The 21,772-nt window shown below is 42.3% G+C and carries 11 protein-coding genes and 1 tRNA gene; 8 read left to right on the forward strand and 4 right to left on the reverse strand.

Translation table 11 applies throughout. The features are described from left to right. Nucleotides 1-42: 42 nt before the first annotated feature. Nucleotides 43-127, forward strand: a tRNA-Leu gene (locus tag K0S23_RS13130). A 156-nt stretch (nucleotides 128-283) separates the two neighbouring features. On the opposite strand, the gene K0S23_RS13135 is transcribed toward K0S23_RS13130, so the two are convergent. Continuing rightward, nucleotides 284-2,353 (reverse strand): CotH kinase family protein, encoded by a 2,070-nt coding sequence (locus K0S23_RS13135; RefSeq protein ID WP_300358113.1) that lies wholly within the window; start codon nucleotides 2,351-2,353, stop codon nucleotides 284-286. A 287-nt stretch (nucleotides 2,354-2,640) separates the two neighbouring features. Here K0S23_RS13135 and hutI point away from each other — a divergent pair, with 287 nt between their 5' ends. The 6 genes from hutI (at nucleotide 2,641) to K0S23_RS13165 (ending at nucleotide 13,735) form a co-directional block, all read left to right on the forward strand. After that, nucleotides 2,641-3,873: an imidazolonepropionase gene (gene hutI / locus K0S23_RS13140; RefSeq protein WP_300358115.1), complete on the forward strand. Its 1,233-nt coding sequence runs from the start codon at nucleotides 2,641-2,643 to the stop codon at nucleotides 3,871-3,873. A 67-nt stretch (nucleotides 3,874-3,940) separates the two neighbouring features. Next, complete coding sequence (locus K0S23_RS13145) at nucleotides 3,941-5,155, forward strand: TraB/GumN family protein (protein ID WP_300358117.1); 1,215 nt, start codon at nucleotides 3,941-3,943, stop codon at nucleotides 5,153-5,155. A gap of 85 nt (nucleotides 5,156-5,240) precedes the next feature. Then, nucleotides 5,241-6,362 (forward strand): DUF4143 domain-containing protein, encoded by a 1,122-nt coding sequence (locus K0S23_RS13150; RefSeq protein WP_300358120.1) that lies wholly within the window; start codon nucleotides 5,241-5,243, stop codon nucleotides 6,360-6,362. 218 nt (nucleotides 6,363-6,580) lie between these two features. Further along, nucleotides 6,581-7,351, forward strand: a complete 771-nt coding sequence (locus tag K0S23_RS13155; RefSeq protein WP_300358123.1) for an AMP nucleosidase — start codon at nucleotides 6,581-6,583, stop codon at nucleotides 7,349-7,351. Between the two features lie 284 nt (nucleotides 7,352-7,635). Continuing rightward, nucleotides 7,636-9,933, forward strand: a complete 2,298-nt coding sequence (locus K0S23_RS13160) for a GH92 family glycosyl hydrolase (protein ID WP_300358125.1) — start codon at nucleotides 7,636-7,638, stop codon at nucleotides 9,931-9,933. Nucleotides 9,934-10,009: 76 nt separating this feature from the next. After that, nucleotides 10,010-13,735 (forward strand): reprolysin-like metallopeptidase, encoded by a 3,726-nt coding sequence (locus K0S23_RS13165; RefSeq protein ID WP_300358127.1) that lies wholly within the window; start codon nucleotides 10,010-10,012, stop codon nucleotides 13,733-13,735. Nucleotides 13,736-13,861: 126 nt separating this feature from the next. Here K0S23_RS13165 and K0S23_RS13170 read toward each other — a convergent pair whose 3' ends face one another. The 3 genes from K0S23_RS13170 to K0S23_RS13180 are packed head-to-tail and all read right to left on the reverse strand — an operon-like array spanning nucleotide 13,862 to nucleotide 18,877. Further along, nucleotides 13,862-14,560, reverse strand: coding sequence for a copper homeostasis protein CutC (locus K0S23_RS13170; protein ID WP_300358130.1), 699 nt, complete (start codon nucleotides 14,558-14,560; stop codon nucleotides 13,862-13,864). Beyond that, nucleotides 14,557-16,761, reverse strand: a complete 2,205-nt coding sequence (locus K0S23_RS13175; protein ID WP_300358133.1) for a family 20 glycosylhydrolase — start codon at nucleotides 16,759-16,761, stop codon at nucleotides 14,557-14,559. Before K0S23_RS13175 ends, K0S23_RS13170 begins: the two co-directional genes overlap by 4 nt. Nucleotides 16,762-16,765: 4 nt before the next feature. Beyond that, complete coding sequence (locus tag K0S23_RS13180; RefSeq protein ID WP_300358136.1) at nucleotides 16,766-18,877, reverse strand: tetratricopeptide repeat protein; 2,112 nt, start codon at nucleotides 18,875-18,877, stop codon at nucleotides 16,766-16,768. A 48-nt stretch (nucleotides 18,878-18,925) separates the two neighbouring features. Here K0S23_RS13180 and K0S23_RS13185 point away from each other — a divergent pair, with 48 nt between their 5' ends. Continuing rightward, nucleotides 18,926-21,733, forward strand: coding sequence for a prolyl oligopeptidase family serine peptidase (locus tag K0S23_RS13185; RefSeq protein ID WP_300358138.1), 2,808 nt, complete (start codon nucleotides 18,926-18,928; stop codon nucleotides 21,731-21,733). Nucleotides 21,734-21,772: the final 39 nt, after the last annotated feature.

Raw genomic sequence — 21,772 nt, forward strand, 5'->3', positions numbered from 1 at the left:
TGCATCGGTAAGTGGCTGTCAGTCGGACAGCAAAATATAAATGCCTCGGTGGCGGAACTGGTAGACGCGCTGGATTCAAAATCCTGTACTTTCGGGTGTGCCGGTTCGATTCCGGCCCGAGGTACCAATAAAAAAGCTGATGATTTTTTCATCGGCTTTTTTATTGTCCTCTTCTCTCACATTGTTGCTCGCTCTAATTGATTCTATAATTATCAGCTTTTTCATTTTCCTACTTGCATATCTGCGTTCTTCTGCGACATCTGCGGGAATTTAAACCCTCAGCTTATTTAATGATTTTCAACGTAGCCCGCTCATCACCTTTTACAATTTCAACAAAATAAACACCATTGCTCAAATCGTGTAAATCTGTAATTGTTACCGATTTATCGTTTGCTGATCCTGCCGTGATTTCCTGGGTTTTGATCGTTCTTCCCGAACCGTCGCGAATGGCTAGTTGTGCTCCCGCAAGATCTGCCTGTGTCCATTCGATTATGATAATGGATGAAAATGGATTCGGATAAGCCGTAATTTTGTTTGCATTCACCAAATCCTGGATTCCAAGCATACTGCAACCATTCAATGTTCCAGGCATGTTTATATCCAGCCATTCCAGTCTTCTTTGAAACCAGGCTTTCAGTCGCTGCACTTCTTCCGCATAGGTCTGGCTTGGTGCTTGTACTTCCGGTGTACCGGTTGCACTGCCCAAATGTCCCCAGGTTTGATAATGCCAGGCCTGGCTTTCATTCACAGTCTGAGCTACCGAATCAATTTTTGCATTGATATAAGATTCTTTCAGAATACTTCTTCGCATGTCATCATAACGGCAACGCAGTTCATTGGCAAATAAGGTATCCTGCAACAAACGAATATACCATCCCGGAGCATTTACATCCTGGGCGCATTCACCGTACATGAATTGAGATCCGTCTTCAGAACCTCCCCACATGTCTTTCTCTGCCCAATCGAAATCCCAAACAGGACCGGCTTTCAATTTCTTCACTGTTCCGTCGGGTTTGTCCTGATCCTTGGAGAAAAAGCGGCTTTTCTTGAATCCGTCTCCGTTTCTGCAGACTTCGTTCACAATGAAATAATCAATGAAAGAAGGGACATCGATAAAAGCACGGTACCCAAGACTCGGATGGTTAAAATTGACTCCGTACAAAGCGTCCTCGTAATCATCTATGAAATTTTGAATATAGGTTTGTTGTTGTGGCATGATCTCGTCAGGCTTCGGGTAAACGTAAACCATGTGGATATCCAGTCCGGGGAAACCGATCGGGCTGTGACTTAATTGCCAGGAATTGCTGTTGTCCCAATAGTCGATCTTAAGGATGTAACCACCTGTCAGATCAATACCTGAAATTTCCGTAGCTTCCAGTTTGTTGACATCCACGCGGTCGTTGTTGCGCTTGATCTTTTCACCCAATAAGTAAATGCCCTGGTATTCTCCGTTCAGAACAACGTCTACCAAACGGGTTCGTGTAGCGTAATGACCCATTGAGTCAAACAAGTGGTAGGGAAGAATGTTCCGGGAAAAAGATTTGTCGTTGTAATTTGCCAGCAGAACCCAATCGCTCTCAGCAGGCATTCCAAGTAAGGAAGAATCAATCGTATTCCCATTGATATCCCAGGTTTCGAAAGCATATGGTTTTTGTGGAAGCGATAAAGAGAAATTCCCGCGGTGTTCAATTCCGATTTTTCCGTTGTATTCAGCAGGTGAATCGGTCATATAATTCCGAACACCTTGTCCGTTAAAGCGGATCTTCATGTCTGCCATTACTTTTGGATCATTTTGAATCACATTGCCATTCGTATTGATCTCCACAATTGGAAGAAGGGAGGACGAAAAAGCGAAATACCCAGCCGGATTGTTTCCGAAAGTGATTGAAAAAGAGATTACATTTCCCTGATCCGCTCCGTAATTATCATTCACACGCAGTTTCCAGCTTCCGTTCGGGTTTTGACCGTTATTGACCAGTCCCATTTGTCCGGATGGTTTGAATGTTCCGGTAAAAGGTGCTGTTCCGGAAGACAAACTGCTGGGGGCATCTGCGTTTAAACAAGTATTAGTGAAATCGTCATCTCCGCCACCTGTATTGGAAAACAGCATACCTGTCGTACCGTCCGGTGCAACGATCCAAACTGTCAGATCGGCATTGTAAGTATGTGTCAGATTAATGCAAACCGTCTCCAGACCAAAGTTGTTGGTATCGATGGTTGTTGGAAGCCCCGTAACCGAAACGGGAATGTCAATGGTGGTGTTGTCATTGATGGGTCCGCCTCCGCCGGTAAATGTTTGGCAAAATACGGAATAGGAGATGCTCAGAAATAAGCAAAGGAGTGTATTCTTCATAGTTTTTCGCAGTTCAGTAACGAAATTAGTTAAAATTGGCTTAACGATTTCTTAATATCGCATTTTAACAATAAGAGAATCAGCTAAATGTTCGATAGAGTCAGGAAGGATATTAAATGGATAAAGTATGGATATAGCTACTATATTCCGTAGATAAAGCATAGATAAAGCATGGATACCCCACCTTTTGTTAATTAATTCTCTTCTCAATTCGTGCTATTAAGTCATCGATAATTGATAATTCCCTGCTTGTAAGTATTACCTTTGAAACCTGAAATACAAGCACAATGTCTAAAATCCTCATTAAGAATATTCACACACTGTACCAGGTAGGAGAGAATTTTCCGGAAATGCTCTGCGGTGAAGCAATGAAAGTAGTTCCTGTTATTAAAAATGCTTTTTTGGCTTTGGAAGACGGAGTGATCATGGCTTACGGAGCGATGGAAGATTGGGAAGGAATTACCGATTGGCGCGGTGTTGAGGTAATTGACGCCGAAGGCCAGAGTGTCATGCCTGCTTTTTGTGATCCGCACACGCATACTGTTTTTGCACGGACTCGCGAAGAGGAATTTGTAGATCGGATCAATGGCCTGACGTATGAAGAAATTGCTTTGAAAGGCGGTGGAATTCTCAATTCTGCACGCAGATTGGGGGAACTTTCGGAAGAGGAGTTGTTCCAGGAAGCAATGAAGCGGATCGGCAAAATGAAAGCCAATGGTACCGGAGCTCTTGAAATCAAATCGGGATATGGCTTGTCTGTAGAAGCTGAATTGAAAATTCTTCGGGTGATCAAACGCTTAAAGCAGGAAGCCGGGATTGCCATCAAAGCAACTTTTCTGGGAGCACATGCTTTCCCGAAAGAATTCAAGGAAGATCACCAGGCTTATATCGACCTGATCGTGAATGAAATGCTTCCCCTGATTGCGAAAGAAGGGCTGGCAGATTACATTGATGTTTTTTGTGAGCGGAATTATTTTTCTGTAGAAGAAATGCAGCACATCCTTATTGAAGGAAAAAAAGCCGGCTTGATCCCGAAAGTACATGTCAACCAGTTTTCGATCATGGGTGGCGTAAAGGCTGCTGTGGAATTGGGCGCACTTTCCGTAGATCATTTGGAAGAATCGAACGATGAGGATATTGAGGCTTTGAAGGGAAGTAAATGCATGCCTACCTTCCTCCCGGGATGCTCACATTTTATAAGTATTCCTTATGGAAATGCACGAAAGTTCATCCAGGAAGGACTTCCGGTTGCCCTGGCTACGGATTACAACCCGGGAACTACTCCCTGCGACAATTTACAGCAGATCTTTTCCCTCGCTTGTGTCAAAATGCGACTCACTCCGGAAGAAGCTTTAAACGCGCTGACGATCAATGCTGCGTATGCAATGGGATTGTCTCAAACTCATGGAACTATTTCACTTGGGAAGTCAACACCACTGATTTTAACCAAACCAATTGATTCCCTGGCATATATTCCTTATGCTTTTGGTGAAAATCATGTTGACAGACTGATTTTTTAGTTAATTTTAGCTTTGTTTAACTCACTGAAATATAACTATTAATCTTTTTTTATCGTCTTTTGCAGCTATGTATAAAATCGGGATATTTCTTTTTTTGATCAGCTCTTCTACCTCATTTGCGCAGGAGACTGGAAAGGAATACCAGTTATTATGGGAAATTAAAGCGAAAGGCAATAAAAAACCAAGCTACGTCTTTGGAAGTATGCATTCGAATGATCCGCGGCTGTTCAATTTCCCGGATTCGTTGTATACTGCTTTTGCGAGTGTGGATGCAGTTGTCCTCGAAACAGATGTCACACAGATCTATGATCAGTACGATGTGCGTTTGAATCTTTTCAATTTTGATTTATTCGATAAGAAACGTTCGTTTGCCAGTTCCCGGAAAGCGACCCAAACAGTTTACGGATCCGAAGATGGCCGGCCCCAGTTCTTGGATGCCTGGTTTCAGCAAACAGGTTATTGCGGAGGAAAAGGGTTTTACCAGCTGGAAACAGTTCAGGACCAAATGAAACTGGCTGAAAATCCGGAATTGTTCAACACCCGGACAGCTATAAACGGATTGTTTTTTACCAAAGAGGTATTTATTCAAACGTATATAAACGGCGATATTGCTTCGCTCACAAATATGCTGAAAGCACAATTCAAAACCGCTCCCGATGCTTATGACGAACTGATTACCAAACGAAATCATGTTATGGCAAAAGGATTGGATACTTTAATCCGCAAACGAAGTGTTTTCTGCGCGATTGGTTCCGGTCACTTATACGGAGCAGATGGAGTTTTGCAGCTACTCAGACAAAAAGGGTTTCAGGTTCGCGCCGTTACTGCCAATTACTCGAATTCTACTGCTGCAACAAAGAAACTCGTGCAATCCTGGAGAAGTTATGTGGTGACAGATGAGGAAAATACGTTCCAAATGACTTTCGGTGGAAAACCGATTCAATTGGAGGATACCGGCAAGAAACACTACGTTTACCAGGAATTGGGCCAGGGAAATACCTTTGAACTGGTGATTCACGATTCACCTGATTATCTGGATGATAACCGATATAGCTTCATCGAAAACGAAATTGCACAAACAAGGGAATTTGTACTGGACGACGGTGCGAAAGGTATTGAAGGTCTGGTAATGGATCCTATAAAAGGTTATCAGTGGAAACGCATTATCCAATTTGGAGATGTATGCTACGAATTGATCTGTTATGGAGGAAACAAATTTATGCATTCGGACCGCCCTGTCAAATTCTTCCAAAAGTTTGAAATCCTGAGAGAAAAGGAGTAACCAACAGGCGATTGTTTATTCATTTTTCGCAACCTTCAAATGAATTTATCGGATAAGAGTAACTTCGATTTGCTAATTGTAAATCATGATTGAAAGAACACTTGAACCCGTCCTCCGTCAAAAATGCCAGGAAAGTAAGATCGTTGTATTGAAAGGAGCCCGGAGAACCGGACGCTTAACCCTTCTCTCCCGGATTTTCAATCTGGAAGATCCCAATGTGGGAATCATTGATTGTTCAAATAAAAAAGAACGGAAATCAATGGATTCCATAACTCAATTGAAAAGTTTCAGCCGGGATAAAAAAGTGATCATCATTCGCGATGCTCAATTATTGGAAACACTTCAGGAATATATCGACTTCGCTATAGAACTGAATTCCCTTGAAAACCTGATTTTGATCTGTTCTTTTGAACCGGAATTGCACGAAGATCTATGGGAAGCTTTGAGGGAACAGGGCCTGGAATTGAATGTGTTCCCGGTTTCCTATTCGGAAAGCGCAAAGTTTCATGGTTTGGTCCAGGAAGATAAATCCCTGGAACAGCGCTTGATCTTCGGTTATTACCCGGAAGTGGTTATGCAGGAAGATCAGGCGGAACGCATCGTCTCGGAAATTATTGAATCGAGTATTTTCACACAATTAGGCGCCTCCGAAAGAATCAATAAGAAAGAAAACCTGATTAAATTACTGAGACATTTAGCCTTCAATATCGGGAAGGTCATTAGTTTCAACGATTTGGGTAAAAAGTGCGGTTTGGACAATGAAACCGTGGAACGGTATGTGAAATTGTTCGCCAAAGCCAATTTATTGGTTTTGATTTCCTCCTACAACAATGGCCACCGCTACGAACTGAAGAAAAGTCATGTGGTATATTTCCTGGATAATGGGATCCGTAATGGCCTGATCCGTGCATTTCAGCCTTTGGAATTCCGGAACGATGTGGAAGAGCTGTGGAAAAACCTGGTGATCAGTGAGCGTTATAAAGCCAATCAATATGCCGGAAAAACACCGGAAGTATTCTTTTGGCTTACTCATACAAAGCAGGAAGTGGATTATTTGGAGATTAACGGAAACGAAGCTTTTGGAACAAAAATGAGTTGGGATGATTCGAAAAAGATCAAAGTTCCGGCATCCTTCCAGGAGTTATATCCTCAGATTAAAGTTACCGGAATCAGTAAAAAGACCTTTTGGACTTTCCTTCGGAAATAGTGAACCACGAAGCGCACGAGGCACACAAAGGTTATTATATTCTGAACAGTTTTTTGAAAACAAGTCTTCGTGTTCTTAGTGTCCCTTGTGGTAAAAAAATGAGAACGGAGCGAAACAAGATAATGGGATGTAAGAATATCGTTTTAGCCTGATTTCACCAAAAAATAACACAGCAGTCTCAAATATCTTCCCTATTTTCACAAAACTCACATCACACAATGAAGACAAAATCAGACATAGTAGAAAATTGGTTGCCGCGCTACACCGGTGAAGACTTGGCAAATTTCGGGGAATACATCTTACTTTGCAACTTCCATAATTATGTGGAAAAATTCGCAGCGACATACGGTGTAGAAGTAATCGGCAGAAATAAGCCGATGCAATGTGCTACAGCTAACGGAATTACCATTATCAATTTCGGAATGGGAAGCGCATCTGCTGCTACTTGTATGGACCTGCTGTCTGCTATCAAACCGAAAGCTGTTTTGTTTCTTGGAAAATGTGGTGGGTTGAAGAACAAAAGTGAAGTAGGGGATTTGATCTTGCCGATCGCTGCCATTCGCGGTGAGGGAACAAGTAATGATTATTTTCCTTCGGAAGTTCCGGCCTTACCGGCCTTTGCACTTCAAAAAGCAATTTCTACCACCATTCGTGATGCGGGTTATGATTACTGGACGGGTACATGTTATACCACAAACCGCCGGGTTTGGGAACACGACGAAAAATTCAAAGAATACTTAAGCCGGATCCGTGCGATGGCTATTGACATGGAAACAGCAACTATTTTCATGGTTGGTTTTGCGAATAAAATTCCAACCGGTGCTTTGCTTTTAGTCAGTGATCAGCCTATGACACCGGAAGGAGTAAAAACCAGCGAAAGTGATTCAATTGTAACTGCCGGATATGTTGATGCACACCTTACAATCGGAATCGATTCCCTGAAACAATTGATCTATAACGGACATACGGTAAAACATCTTAGATTCTAGTAATAATGGAATAGATTAATTTGCGTAGAAAAGCATTCAGAGAATTTTTAATGCGTTGAAAAAAGCCATTCCAAGAAGTGAAGTAAGGAAAATTTTGTTTTAGTTTTGTTTTGTCAAAAGCGCTTGCGTTTCAGATCCTGATCTGCCACTTTTGACTGAAAACACAGAAAACAAAATTTTGCACGAGCTTCCCTGAATGGCTTTAAAGGCTGTTTTGCATACTTTTTCAGCCTCGGCAAAAAGTATGAGTAAACAAATTGCTACCTTCGGATAAATCGAAGCTCATGCGTCTTATTTTTTTAATTGTTGGGATCCTTAATCTATCCGGCCACTGTTTTGGTCAAAGCAAACTGAATTATGTCAATCCTTTGATCGGTACCTCTAAAATGGGTCACACCTTTCCCGGGGCAACTGTTCCTTTCGGGATGGTGCAATTAAGTCCTGATACAGATACACTTTCTTACGCCGTTGATGGAAAATACAATCCGGATGTCTATAAATATTGTGCGGGTTATCAATACGAGGATCCTACAATTGTCGGATTTAGTCATACCCATTTCAGTGGCACAGGTCATTCGGATCTGGGAGACATCCTTATCATGCCGACTAGTGGAAAATTGCAGTTGAATCCCGGTATTGCTGCCAACCCGGGAAGCGGTTTTCGATCTGCTTACAGTCATAAAAATGAAATTGCAAAACCGAACTATTATTCCGTGTTGCTGGATGATCATCAGATCAAAGCAGAATTAACAACGACTACGCGAGTTGGCATTCACAAATATACTTTTGAAAAACAGGATTCAGCGCATATTATCCTCGACCTGATTTCCGGGATTTATAATTACAGCGGGAAGAACGTAAATACTTACGTTCGTGTGGTGGATGAATACCATATTATCGGTTTCAGGCAAACTTCCGGTTGGGCGAAGAACCGAACGGTATACTTTGCAATTGAATTTTCCCGCCCGATCAAATCTTACGGTTACGATGATTTTCAATCCAAAAAAGTCTACCAGGGTTTTTGGCGGAAATTCAATCTGAAGGATAATTTCCCTGAAATGTCGGCTGCTCAATTCAGAGCTTTCTTTGATTTCGATCTGGACTCTTCGAAAGAATTGCTTCTCAAAGTTGCTTTGTCAAGCGTAAGTATGGCCGGGGCTTCGGAAAACATGAAATACGAGGCGCCTGATTGGAATTTTGATAACTATGTAAAAGCCGGAGAAATCTTGTGGGAAAAGGAACTCAATAAGTTTGATGTTGAAATGGTCAATGAAGCAGACCGGACAAATTTTTATACGGCTGTTTATCATACTTGTTTAGGCCCCACTGTTTACCAGGATTTTGACGGACAATACCGCGGCTTGGATTTTTCCAATTGGTACAATAAGAACAGAGATATTACGAATTATACCACTTTCTCACTTTGGGATACCTACCGTGCACTGCATCCTTTGTTTAACCTGGTTCAGCGAAAACGAAACGCAGGGATGGTCAATTCCATGATTGCTCATCAGAAACAAAGTGCGGAAAAAATGCTGCCGATCTGGTCGCATTATGCAAATGAGAATTGGTGTATGATCGGTTACCATGCGGTTTCTGTTATTTCAGATGCTTATAATAAGGGTTTGCAGGGAATTGATTACAATGAAGCCCTGGATGCCTGTGTTCAAACTGCCAGAACACGTTATTTTGAAGGAATCGGTTCTTATGTGGATTTGGGCTATGTTGCTGAGGACAAAAGCGGAAGTTCAGTTTCCAAGACCCTGGAGTATGCTTACGACGATTGGTGTATTGCGCAGTTGGCCCTTGGCTTGAAAAGGATGGATGTTTACGAAGAGTTCACCAAGCGAAGTGCGAATTACCGGCACGTTTTCGATCCAAACTCCGGGTTTATGCGTGCGCGGATGAGTTCAGGGAAATTCATTGAAAAGTTTGATCCTCTGGAAACACATCAGGCCGGATATATTGAAGGAAATGCATGGAATTATAGTTTATATGTTCCGCACCAGGTAGATTCCATGATTAAGTTAATGGGCGGAAAAAAACGCTTTGCTTCACATTTGGATTCCTTGTTTACAATGCAATTGGCAGATAAGTATTTTGAACATACCGAAGATATTACAAGGGAAGGAATTATGGGCTCTTATGTCCATGGAAACGAACCTTCACATCATGTCATTTATTTGTTTGATTGGGTAGAGAGACCGGACTTGACTCAGAAGTATGTCCGCCAGGTGTTGAGAACAAAATATCTTCCTAAAATTGATGGTTTAAGCGGGAACGATGACTGCGGGCAAATGAGTGCCTGGTATATTTTCAGTTCTTTGGGTTTTTATCCTGTTTGTCCGGGTTCGGATGATTATATCTTAGGAAGTCCTTTGGTAAAGTCTGCAAAGATTCACCTGGAGAATGGCTCCGTAATTGAGATCACTGCAAAAAATCAAAGTGAAAACAATGTATACGTTAAAGCTGCCTATTTGAATGGAATAAGGATGAAGGACTTCAAACTGGGCTTTCAAAGTTTGAAAAATGGAGGGAAACTGGTGTTTGAAATGACAAATAAACCGACAAAGACATTTTGAGAATTCAATTTTAGAAGTTAAAAATTATTTGAGATACTAATTTAAATTGTAAATTCAGTGCTCAAATTACTCTCTTATGAAAAGAAAAATACTACTCTCCGGCGTGTTTTTTTTAAGTGTATCTCTATGTTCTGTTAGTTTTTCGCAAACAACGAAAACGCAAAAAGGCACTTGGAAAATGATTTCGGAAAGCGAAATTCCCCTTAGCGGAACCCGTCACATTAAACCGGCGAAATTCGTGACTTTTAAATTGGACCTTGCAAAAATGCATCAGCTCCTGTCGCAGGTTAAGCGAATTGATGACCCGAATTACATTCCTGTTTTCCTTGAACTTCCTAAACCGGATGGCACATTCGGAAACTACCAGGTTCATGAAAATGAAACCATGTCTCCTGGTTTGGCTGCTCAGTTTCCCGAAATCCGATCCTTTGATGGAATTGCGATGGATAATTCAGGTGAGGTCGTGAAGTTTGATTTAACTCCTCAGGGTTTCCATGCAATGACCTTAGTTCCGGGAAAACCGACTTTGTTCATTGATCCGTATTCTTTCGGTGGTGGAGATCTTGAAAATTACCAGGTTTACTCCCGTACAGATTTCACAACAGACAAAATTTTCACCTGTCATTTGGAAGAACAATTTCCAACAGAGATCAAAGGTTCAGCGGATGGCATGGTAAAAAGCTTTGGAAACTGTACAAAACGTACGTACCGCCTGGCATTATCTGCTACGGGAGAATACACAGCTTTCCACGGTGGAACAGTTGTTCTGGCTCAGGCAGCTCAGGTTACCACAATGAATCGCGTAAACGGTGTTTACATGCGTGATTTGGCTGTAACTATGACAATCATAGCAAACAATAACATTTTGATCTTTACAAACTCAGGAACAGATCCGTTTACAAACGGAAACCCGGGTACAATGATCAATCAGAACCAAACATATACAAATACGAACATTGGTGCTGCAAACTATGATGTAGGACATGTTTTCGGCACAAATTCAGGTGGACTTGCCGGTTTGGGCGTAGTTTGCGTGAATAGTCAGAAAGCAAGCGGGGTAACCGGTTCAGGCGCTCCTGTTGGAGATCCTTTTGATATCGATTATGTAGCACATGAGTTGGGCCACCAGTTTTCCGGAAACCACAGTTTCAGAGGAAATGCCGGTTCTTGTGCAGGAAATGCAAATGGAACAACAGCTATGGAGCCTGGTTCGGGAAGTTCAATTATGGCTTATGCCGGAATTTGTTCGCCTCAAAATGTACAGGCAAATTCAGATGACCATTTCCACGGAGTAAATATGAATGAAATGCATGTATTCCTGGCTGGTACAGGAAATGGCTGTGCGGTTTCAACAGTGATCCCAAGCCAGGCTGCACCAACAATTACAGGAACAGTTGGAAGTGTGACAATTCCTGCAAACACTCCGTTTGCCTTGACCGCAACGGCAACTGATCCCGATGGGGATGTATTGACGTATTGTTGGGAGCAAATGGATAATCAGAATTCGACTCAGCCGCCGGTTGGAACTTCAACGAACGGACCAAATTTCCGCTCCAGAACTCCTTCTGCAAGCGGTACTCGTTATTTCCCTTCCATCGCAAGTTTAATGTCCGGCGGACCATTTACCTGGGAAGTCCTTCCAACGGTAAATAGAACCATGAATTTCCGTTGTACTGTTAGAGACAATGAAGCAAATGGCGGATGTAATGATCACGAGGATCTTGTTATAACAACAACAACTGCTGCCGGACCTTTTATTGTAAATTATCCTACAGCTTCAGGAATCAGCTGGCCGGGTAATTCAACCCAAACAGTAACCTGGTCTGTTGCAAGTACAAACCTGGCACCGGTTTCATGTGCTAACGTAGATGTATTGATCTCTACAGATGGTGGTGCTACATTCTCCGTAATTGCAAATGATGTTCCAAATGACGGATCACAAATTATCACGGTACCGAATACTGCTACTACAACTGCAATCATCATGGTGATGTGTGAAAATGGAACATTTTTCGATGTTTCAAATAACGTGTTTGCTATTACTGCATCAACAAATGATTATACTTTGAATTTGCAAAATACTTCTGTGTCGGCTTGTCAGGGAACTGATGCGGTCTTTACAGTGATTGTTGGACAAATCGGGGCGTACACGGATCCTGTTACCTTGTCTGCAACCGGAAATCCGGCTGGAACATCGGTTACATTTAATCCGAACCCGGCAACTCCCGGAACGAATGCTACTATGACGATCAGCAATACTGCCGGTGCAACTCCCGGAACGTATAACCTGACAATCAATGGTGCTTCAACATCAGGACCTCATTTTACAAATGGTACCGTACTGATCTCAACTTCGGGTGTTGTTGCCTCAACCTTAACCAGTCCGGCGAATACTGCAACGAGTGTTCCTGTAAGTCCGTCCATGACTTGGACAAATGCAGGAATTGGTGTTCAATTTAATATTACAATTGCTACTGATGCAGCATTTACAGCTGTAGTTGAAAGTGCAACGGGTTTAACTTCTCCTGCTTACACGCCAACGTTATTAAGTGCGGCTACAACTTACTATTGGAAAGTTGAAACATTAAATTCATGTTCCGCACCGGTAGCATCAGCAACGTTCTCGTTTACAACTGCTTCTTGTTCTACGTTCAATTCAACCAATATTCCGGTTACCATTCCGGACGATCAGGTGACAAGTGTAACTTCTACATTAACAATTCCTGCTGGAGGAACAATCAATGATTTGAACGTTGTAAATCTTGCTGGAACACATACCTGGATTAATGACCTTGCTGTTACTTTAACCAGCCCGAATGGTACAACTGTTACCTTATGGGAAGATATTTGTGAAGATGAAGATAATTTCGATGTCAATTTTGACGATGAGGCAGCTGCGGGCGCTCTTCCTTGTCCGCCGATTGGTGGTGGAGCATACCAGGCTCAGGATTTATTGAGTGCTTTCGACGGAGAAAACATGAGTGGTGTCTGGACACTAACTGTTGCGGATGTGTTTAATGAAGACGGTGGTGCACTAACTTCTTGGGGACTTGAAATTTGTTATACTCCAACGACACCTTGTACCCCTCCGACTGCTGCAACGATCGGTGGAACAACAACGATTTGTCCGGGTGGTTCAACAACCTTATCTGTTACTGCAGGTGATTTGAACGATGCAACGGCATGGCAATGGTATTCAGGATCTTGTGGAGGAACATCCGCAGGTTCGGGAACGTCCATTAATGTTTCTGCTCCCGGAACTTATTTCGTAAGAGGAGAAGGAGGATGTGTAACAGCTGGAACGTGTACAACGGTTTCGGTTACTCAGACAACTTTGAATTTAAATACAACACTTGCCGGTACTACGATCTCTTCTGCTCAAGGAACCGCGCAATACCAGTGGATCAATTGCGGAAACGGAAACAGTGTTATTTCTGGTGCAACCAGCCAGTCATTTATTGCTCCTGCAAACGGATCATACGCTGTTATCGTAACACGCTTAGGCTGTTCTGATACAAGTGCATGTGTAACCATCTCGAATCTTGGAATCGATGATTTGAATTTTGAAGATGTTTCGGTTTACCCGAATCCTTCAAATGGAAAGATCACTGTTTCTTTCAATAAAGAAGTGAATTTGAAATCATTTGTGATTCGTGACGTAACAGGCAGAATGATTCGTGAAGAAAGACCACAGACAACAAGTGGGATTACTTTCGATATCTCTACTGAAGCACAGGGAGTTTATTTTCTGAACATTGAAGTAGGAGGTGCTACACAATCTTTCAAGTTGATTAAGAATTAATAATATTTGAAATAATGAATCCCGATTTCTGTCAGCTGATGGAGGTCGGGATTTTTTTGTATGGAGAGATTTGGAGTTCGTTAAAACGCGAATTCTGAAATTCCAATTTGATTAGGATAAAATAATTTATCCCTGGATGGCTGCTAAAATTGCGGTGAGTTTGTTCTCATCCGGAAACAGCAAGTTCTCTTCAAACGCAGTTCCCGCTTCAACTGTTATTTTGGAAGTGCCTGAAAAATGAATGGCATCCACACCTGTTGCTTTGAGTTCCGGAATCAATTCTTCTTTCACTCCACCGCCAGCCATAATTTCTATACGTCCGTTTGCATACGAAACAAACTCTTTCAAGCGATTTAATCCCTGGGCAATACTCTGATCAGATCCGGTGCATAAAATGCGCTTAAAACCCATTTTTATAAGTTGGTCCATGGCAGTTCTCCAGTCATCGATATGATCAAATGCCCGATGAAACGTGAAATCTACATTTGGTGCCGTGCGTTTCCATGTTTCCAAAGCTTCCATGTTCAATTTGAAATCTTTTGTCAAAGCACCTACTACAAAACCTGTTATTCCCGAATCTTTCAATTCCACAATTTGATCGCGCATGACCACTATTTCGTCGTAGTTGTAAACAAAGCCACCGGCACGGACACGGATCAGTGCATGCTGTTCCAGGTGAAAAGTATTGTGGATCCAGGAAACCATTGCTTTTGAAGGAGTTAATCCGCCTTGTTCCAAAGCAATACATGTTTCAATTCGATTGACAGATTGTTTGCTGACAATACGGGCGGCTTCCAGGGTGCCTACACAAATTTCTACCTTCATTCGGATAAGATGATTTCGTTGATAAATGTCCAGGGTGTGAAACCGGCACCGGTTTGTCCCGCAGGAATCAGTTCTTTATTGTAAATGCTGACTTTGATATAACGGGCTTTCATCTTTTTTGTTACCCGGATGAGGTCTCCGTTCATACTTGATTTTGCCACCGTTTTGTATTTCTTCCCGTTGGAACTAAGCTGGATCAGGTATTTTTCAGGACGGTAAATCCAGGAACCGGGGTCATTCAGGGTTCCGATCTCGATCTTGCTGAATGAGGTTACCGTTTCCAGATCCAGTATAAATTGAATGGTGTCGTTATTAAAGCCCAGCCATTCGTTTCCTTTCCAGGGTTTCCGGCCTACAACGCCGTCTGTTAATCCGAGACTCCCGTTGTGATTGTATTTTTCGTGTGGTTTGGTCGTGAATTCCACCCGTTTTCCAAGTGCAAGATGTGAGGTAAAGGTGTAATCGCAAACACGCATCTCCTGATCTCCGATAGTGGAATGGATCAGGTAGCGGCTTTCCTGGATCTGCTTGGTTCGCTCAATGTTAATCCCGGTAACCGCTTCATTGTTCAGTGAGAAAACAACACCGTCCACAGGCTTGATCAGTCCGTAACTCACACCGGTTTTATACGGTCTGATTTCCAGTTTCGGATCTAAGAACGATGTGGAAAAACGAACCCCGTCTTTTTGCAATTGTGGCAGGTAATAGCTTGAAAGCGCCGCAACAAAATCCGGATAGGGAACTTTACTTTGATTCCAGAGCACTTCTGCCATAGCGACCAAACGTGGATAAGCGTTGTATTCAACAGCTTGTATGGTGGGTAAATATTCTGTCCAGAGATTTGCCTGAGCACCTAATATGTAGTGTTTGTATTCGTTTTCTAATCCTTTCAACGGGTTGAATTGGTATACTTTTTCCAGGGGAAGATAACCACCGATTGCCAATGGCTCAGATGGATGTCCGCTTTGGTAATAATCAAAGTAACAATAGGATGTTGGTGTCATTACCACCTGGTGCTTTTGTTTTGCTGCTGCTATTCCTCCTTCAACACCTTGCCACGACATCACTTGTGCATTCGGGGCCAATCCGCCTTCTAAAATCTCATCCCAGCCGATAATGGTTCTTCCTTTTGAATTGACGTGTTTCTCCATATCGCGGATGAAAAAGCTTTGAAGTTCATGACCGTTTTTTAAGTGATTTTCAGTCATAATTGTTTTACATTTCGGACATTTTTCCCAATTGACTTTGGGACATTCGTCACCACCGATATGGATTACTTGCGAGGGAAAGATCTCTATGATCTCATCGAGCACATCTTTAAGGAAAGACCGCGTTTTTTCCTGACTGCAAAATACATCATCAAAAACACCCCAGGTACCAACTACCGGAAGTTGTTTTTCCGTACAGCTTAGTTCGGGATAGGCTGCCAGTGCTGCTCTGGCGTGACCTGGCATTTCTATTTCCGGGATAATCTCAATTCCGCGGATACGGGCATATTCGACTAATTGTTTTGCTTCTTCCTGAGTGTAGAATCCGCCGTATCTTTGGTGTTCATATTCAACGGGTTGTTTGCTGAAATGACCGATCAGGGTACTGTCTCTCCAGGCACCGACACGGGTCAGTTTCGGATACTTTTTGATTTCAATTCTCCAACCCTGGTCGTCCGTCAGATGCCAGTGAAAACGGTTGAACTTTAATTTGGCGAGTTGATCAATGAATTTCTGAAGTTCGGCAATTGTAAAGAAATGACGGCTGCAATCCAGGTGAACTCCCCGGTAAGAAAAAGCGGGTTGATCCGAGATCCGGATCCCGGGAAGCTCTTGCGGATTTAGGATCAGTTGATTTAAACTTTGAAAGGCATTGCACAAACTCTGGTAATTGCTGTATTGGATCTCAATTCCGGTATTTGTTACTGTTAGCTGATAGCCTTCGGTATAAACAAGAGTCTGAATTTGCTGTAAGCGGATAGTGGCTTCTTTCGCTGAAGACGGTTCAAGGTAAACGGAATTGCGTCCGAGTAATTCCCTGAAATAGGAAAATGATTCCGCGGGAACTTGTGTATTGTCCATGGTGAGCCGGCGGTTAAAAACAAACTTACTATCGGTTTGTTCCACAGATATTGGCTGGGGGAATACGGAGCCATGTTGAGCTAATGATTGAGTCGTAAGAGCGAACAACAAAACAACAAGCGTAATTTTCATAGGATTAAAGTTTGATTCCTACCAGGATAATATCATCAATTTGAGGGAAGGATCCTTTCCAGGTTTGTAAATTCGACTGAAGAATTGCCTCCTGCTCCAGGGCCGGTAGGTGCGTAATTTGCAGGAGCAGCTGTTTCAGGTTTTTGGTCATGAATTTTTTATTTCGTTCACCGCCAAACTGATCCGGATATCCGTCGGAGAACAAATAAATAGAATCTCCTTTTTGAAGCGGAATGGTGATTTCAGTAAATTCGTAATCGGAATAATTGTTTCCTCCGATAGACATTTTATCCGGTGAATATTGAATCAGCTCCTTATCCCGGATTAGCCACAAGGGTCTGTTTGCCCCTGCGTATCTTACACTGCTGAGGTCTTTTTCAAAGATACAGATCGCGGTGTCCATCCCATCCTGGTTCTTCCCTGTAGCCAAATCCTGTTTTAGAGACTCAATGATGAATTTATTGACGTGATTCAGGATTTGAGATGAACTTTCAATGCGTTTTTCAAGAATGGCATAATTTAATCCGTCGATTCCCATCATACTCATAAAAGCACCCGGAATTCCATGCCCGGTGCAATCGGCAACCGCGAAAATTTTCTTTCCGTTCTCAGTTTCCGTGAACCAATAGAAATCTCCGCTCACGATATCGCGCGGAAGATACATAACAAAGAATTCAGGGAAACACTTTTGGATGGATTCTACGTGGGGCAGACGTGCTTGTTGAATCTGCAAGGCGTATTCAATACTGTCGGAAATGTCTTTGTTCTTTATTTCGATTTCCAGGTAAGCTTTTGCAATGATCTCGTTGTCCTTCTTTTTGCGCAAAAATGAGCGGTAAATATAGAAACCAAGCAGAAACAGGAAGAAGATCACTACGATCAGAAAGATCTTAAAATTGCGTTCCCGGTCAAGTTTGACATCCGACAGTTTTTGTTCCTGTTCCAGGGATTTGATCTGTAGTTTGTTTTGCTCATACTCCAGCTTAGCACCCATTTCCTGGATGTAATTCCGATTGTTGCGCGCATTCAGCGAATCATTGGTTTCAGCATAAAGCTCCATGTATTCATAAGCTTTGCCTAATTGGTTTTGCGTTTTATAGATCTTGGAAGCCAAATAATATCCTTCCGCCAGTTCGGGAGGAAAATTGTGTTCCCGGGCAAGATAGATTACTTTTTCATACAAGGGCAGAGCTGCTGTCAATTTGCCCTGTTTGTCCTTAACTTTTCCTAAACCCAGGTACCCAAGGCATAAATTGTAGGATTCGTTTGGAAACCTGGATAAGATACCGATTCCTGTGTTGTAGTCTTTTTCAGCTTCGGATAAGCGATTCAGCTTGTAATTCAGTTGGGCAATGGTGATGTGAATGGTTCCAACGGCATCTGAAAGCTTGTATTCTTTTGCCAGTTCAAGTGATTTCTCGCAGGATTTGAGTCCTTTCTCGTACTGTTCTGAAGTAAGGTATAAATTTGCCAGGTCGTCGTAATTGATAATAATCCGCGTTTTATTGTCAATCTTGATGTTCAGGTTGAGGGATTTCAATAAATATTCTTCTGACAGTCCGTACTTCTTCTGGCCGAGGTAAATCCAGCCGATATTGCGGTAACATTCTGCAATCTGACTTTGATTTTTGGTCTTCTGGAAATTCTTTAGTGCATTGATATAGTATTCGGAAGCGTGATTGTAGTCTCCGGAAAACCAATACAGATTTCCCATAGAGTTTTGCACTCTTCCCATGAGTTCCTTATCCTTCGTAGCCTCTGCTATTTGCATGGCTTCAGTGGTCAGTTTAAAGGCTTTTTTATAATCGGAATGTGCAATTGGCTTAGCTTCGTTCAGCAATTTCAAAACAGCAATGCTATCGCTTGCACTTGATTTCTTTTCCGGATTGGCAATTTTTTTCCCACTTGTTTCAACAGGTGATTCGGCTTTATCTGTCTGGTCAATGATGTTGAATAATTCAATGACGGCGTTGGGCCTTGGAGCCGTGTTATTTCGTATATCCAGGTTGGATTTCGGAATTTCGTAGGAGAGCGCAGAGAATTGAAATACCCAAAGTATAGTTAGTACAAGTAATATTCCTTTTCGCAGGATCATGGTTTTTATTATTTCTGTCACAAATTAAGTATTTATATTTAAGCTTTAGTTTAAAATTATTCGGATTTCATGAAAGCATCAGTTGGGTTTAGTGTTTTGACAGCAATATTTTTTGGGTTAAACGCTTTTGGACAAAAGAAAATACTTGGTCCGGAAGTTTATAATTCCTGGAATAGGATTGGTGATGTGCAACTTTCTCAGGATGGGAAGTTTAGCGTGTATTCGGTGAAACCTTATCGGGGCGACGGATTTTTATATCTGGTAAACCTTGAAACAGGAACAAAAGATTCCATTGCCCGCGGATATGAGCCGAAGTTTGACGAAAGTGGTTCTTACCTGGTTTTTAAGATCCATCCCGGATTTGACACATTGCGAAAAGCAGAACTCGCGAAAATGAATAAGGAGAAATGGCCCAAAGACTCCTTGGGAATTTGGTTTGTAAAAAAGGACTCGCTTGTGAAATACGACCAGGTAAAGGAATTCAAGCTTTCTGAAAAGGGAAGTGCGCTTGCATTTCTTTCGCTTAAAAATGAATGGCCGAAGGGATACCTTACCAAAAGTGAAGCGAAAAAAGAGAAGAAGCGGGAACAGAAAAAAGGTAAGATCAAGACAGACGGGAAGTTGCTCACAGTGATCGACCCCCTTTCCAAGCAGAAGAAACACTTTAAAAATGTGACCCAGTTTGAAATAAGCAAAGATGGGAAGTACGCACTTTTTGTACAACAGGAAAAATTTAAAAAAGACTCCGTCCGTTTGGGTATCTACGACTTCACTAAGAACGAAGTATGGAATGCTCAAAAGCGGGTTGCCGAATATGCTGGGCTGAATTTCTCGGGAAAGAATAATGCATTGCTTGGATTGGCAACGGTGGATACGGCCTCCAATAAGCGCTGGTCCTTGTTTATGATTCAACCTGCAACAAAGGAATTTAAGCAACTGCTCGATACTTCCATGAAATTTGATAACAATGAAGTGCTGTCTGCCAACTTCAAACCGTATTTGAATAACCAGGATTCAGATATCTTTTTTGGCGTTGCCGATAAACCGGAGAAACCGTTCAAAGATACTTTGCTGGAAAGCGAGAAATCAAAGGTGGATGTGTGGCACTGGAAGGATGACCGTTTGCAGCCACAGCAATTAGTTGAACTGAAAAGAGATCAGAACAGGACCAACCTGGCTGTTTACCATTTAACTTCCGGTCAGGCGGTTGTACTTGGAAATGACAGTTTGAATGTTTATTCATCGGAGCGATACGACCAGCAGGTACTCCTGGCAAGCTGTGATGCAATGTATCGCTACGAAACCTGGCACACGAATAATCCGACCAATTATTACCTTATCCGTGTGACGGACGGGAAAATTTCAACCTTGAGAGAGAAAGTATATGCAAGACCTTCCCTCTCTCCGGACGGAAAACACTTTGCATTTTGGAACGAACGTGCAAAAAAATATTATCTGATGAATGTGGATTCCCAGGTTGAGGAATGCATTACCTGCGGTTGGAAGGGAAATCTGTTTGAAGATAAGAACGGAATGATCGAAGAAGATGAGCCTCAGGGAATAATCGGCTGGGGACCAAACGATCAAAATCTGTTTATTCAGTCGGATAAGGATATTTTGTCGTATGATGTAACTTCCAACAGTTTGCGTTCTATTACAAACGTTTTGCAGAATTCGGATGCGGATACGAATTATCATTATGTGTTATTCAATCTCAACCCGGATTCCGTGCGTTATTATCCCGAGAACAGCTTGTTAACGCGTTTCAGCAAAACGAGCAAAATGATGGATGTTTATCGTGTGAAAGGCCCTGTTTCAGACCCGAATTTCGAACTGATCTCGGGATCAAATCATCAGTACTTCAATTTTGTGAAAGCAAAAAAAGGAAATCAGCTCATCTTTAATCGCTCATCAAACAGCGATTTCCCTGATCTGTTTGCTACAACCAAGCCGGGGGCTGAAATAGTTCAGATCTCTAAGGCCAATCCGCAGCAAAGCCAGTACAATTGGTCGACAGTGGAATTGATCAAATGGACAAGTTATTCGGGAATCCAGCTGGAAGGTTTGCTGTACAAACCGGAGAATTTTGATGAAAACCAGGAATATCCTTTATTGGTTTACTACTACGAAATGTATTCCGATGATATTCACAATCACTATGCACCTAAGCCAACTGCTTCGATTATTTACCCAACAGAATATGCTTCTGCCGGATACGTGGTTTTCATCCCGAACATCCGCTATACGGCCGGACATCCTGCAAACAGTGCATACGATTGTATTCTGAGCGGAACGGATGCTGTTTTGAAAAAATACAGCAACATTGATTCAAAAAGAATGGGTTTGCAGGGCCAGAGCTGGGGTGGTTATCAGACAGCTCAGTTGATCACGATGACTGATCGTTTTGCAGCTGCCATGGCAGGAGCTCCGGTTGGAAACATGTTTTCAGCTTACGGAGGGATCCGCTGGGGATCGGGATATAGCAGACAATTTCAGTACGAGCATTCTCAAAGCCGGATCGGGAAAACCATTTGGGATTCACCTGAATTGTATGTAGAGAACAGCCCGATATTTGGCTTGCCCAAAGTGAAAACCCCCTTGTTGATCATGCATAACGATGAAGATGGTGCTGTTCCATGGTACCAGGGAATTGAGTTGTACACCGGTTTGCGTCGCCTTCAAAAACCTGTATGGCTTTTAAATTATAATGGCGATGATCATAACCTGATGAAGCCTGCAAACAGGATGGATTTAAGTATCCGAATGCGCCAGTTCTTTGATTTTTACCTCTTGAATAAGCCTGAGCCTTTGTGGCTGAAAGAAGGAATTCCTGCAATTCATAAAGGGAAGAAATACAAATACGAATTAACAGAATAAAAAAAGGTGCCTGAGACTAGTCTTAGGCACCTTGCAATA

The organism is Fluviicola sp. (assembly GCF_029266855.1).
Classification (GTDB): domain Bacteria; phylum Bacteroidota; class Bacteroidia; order Flavobacteriales_D; family Crocinitomicaceae; genus Fluviicola.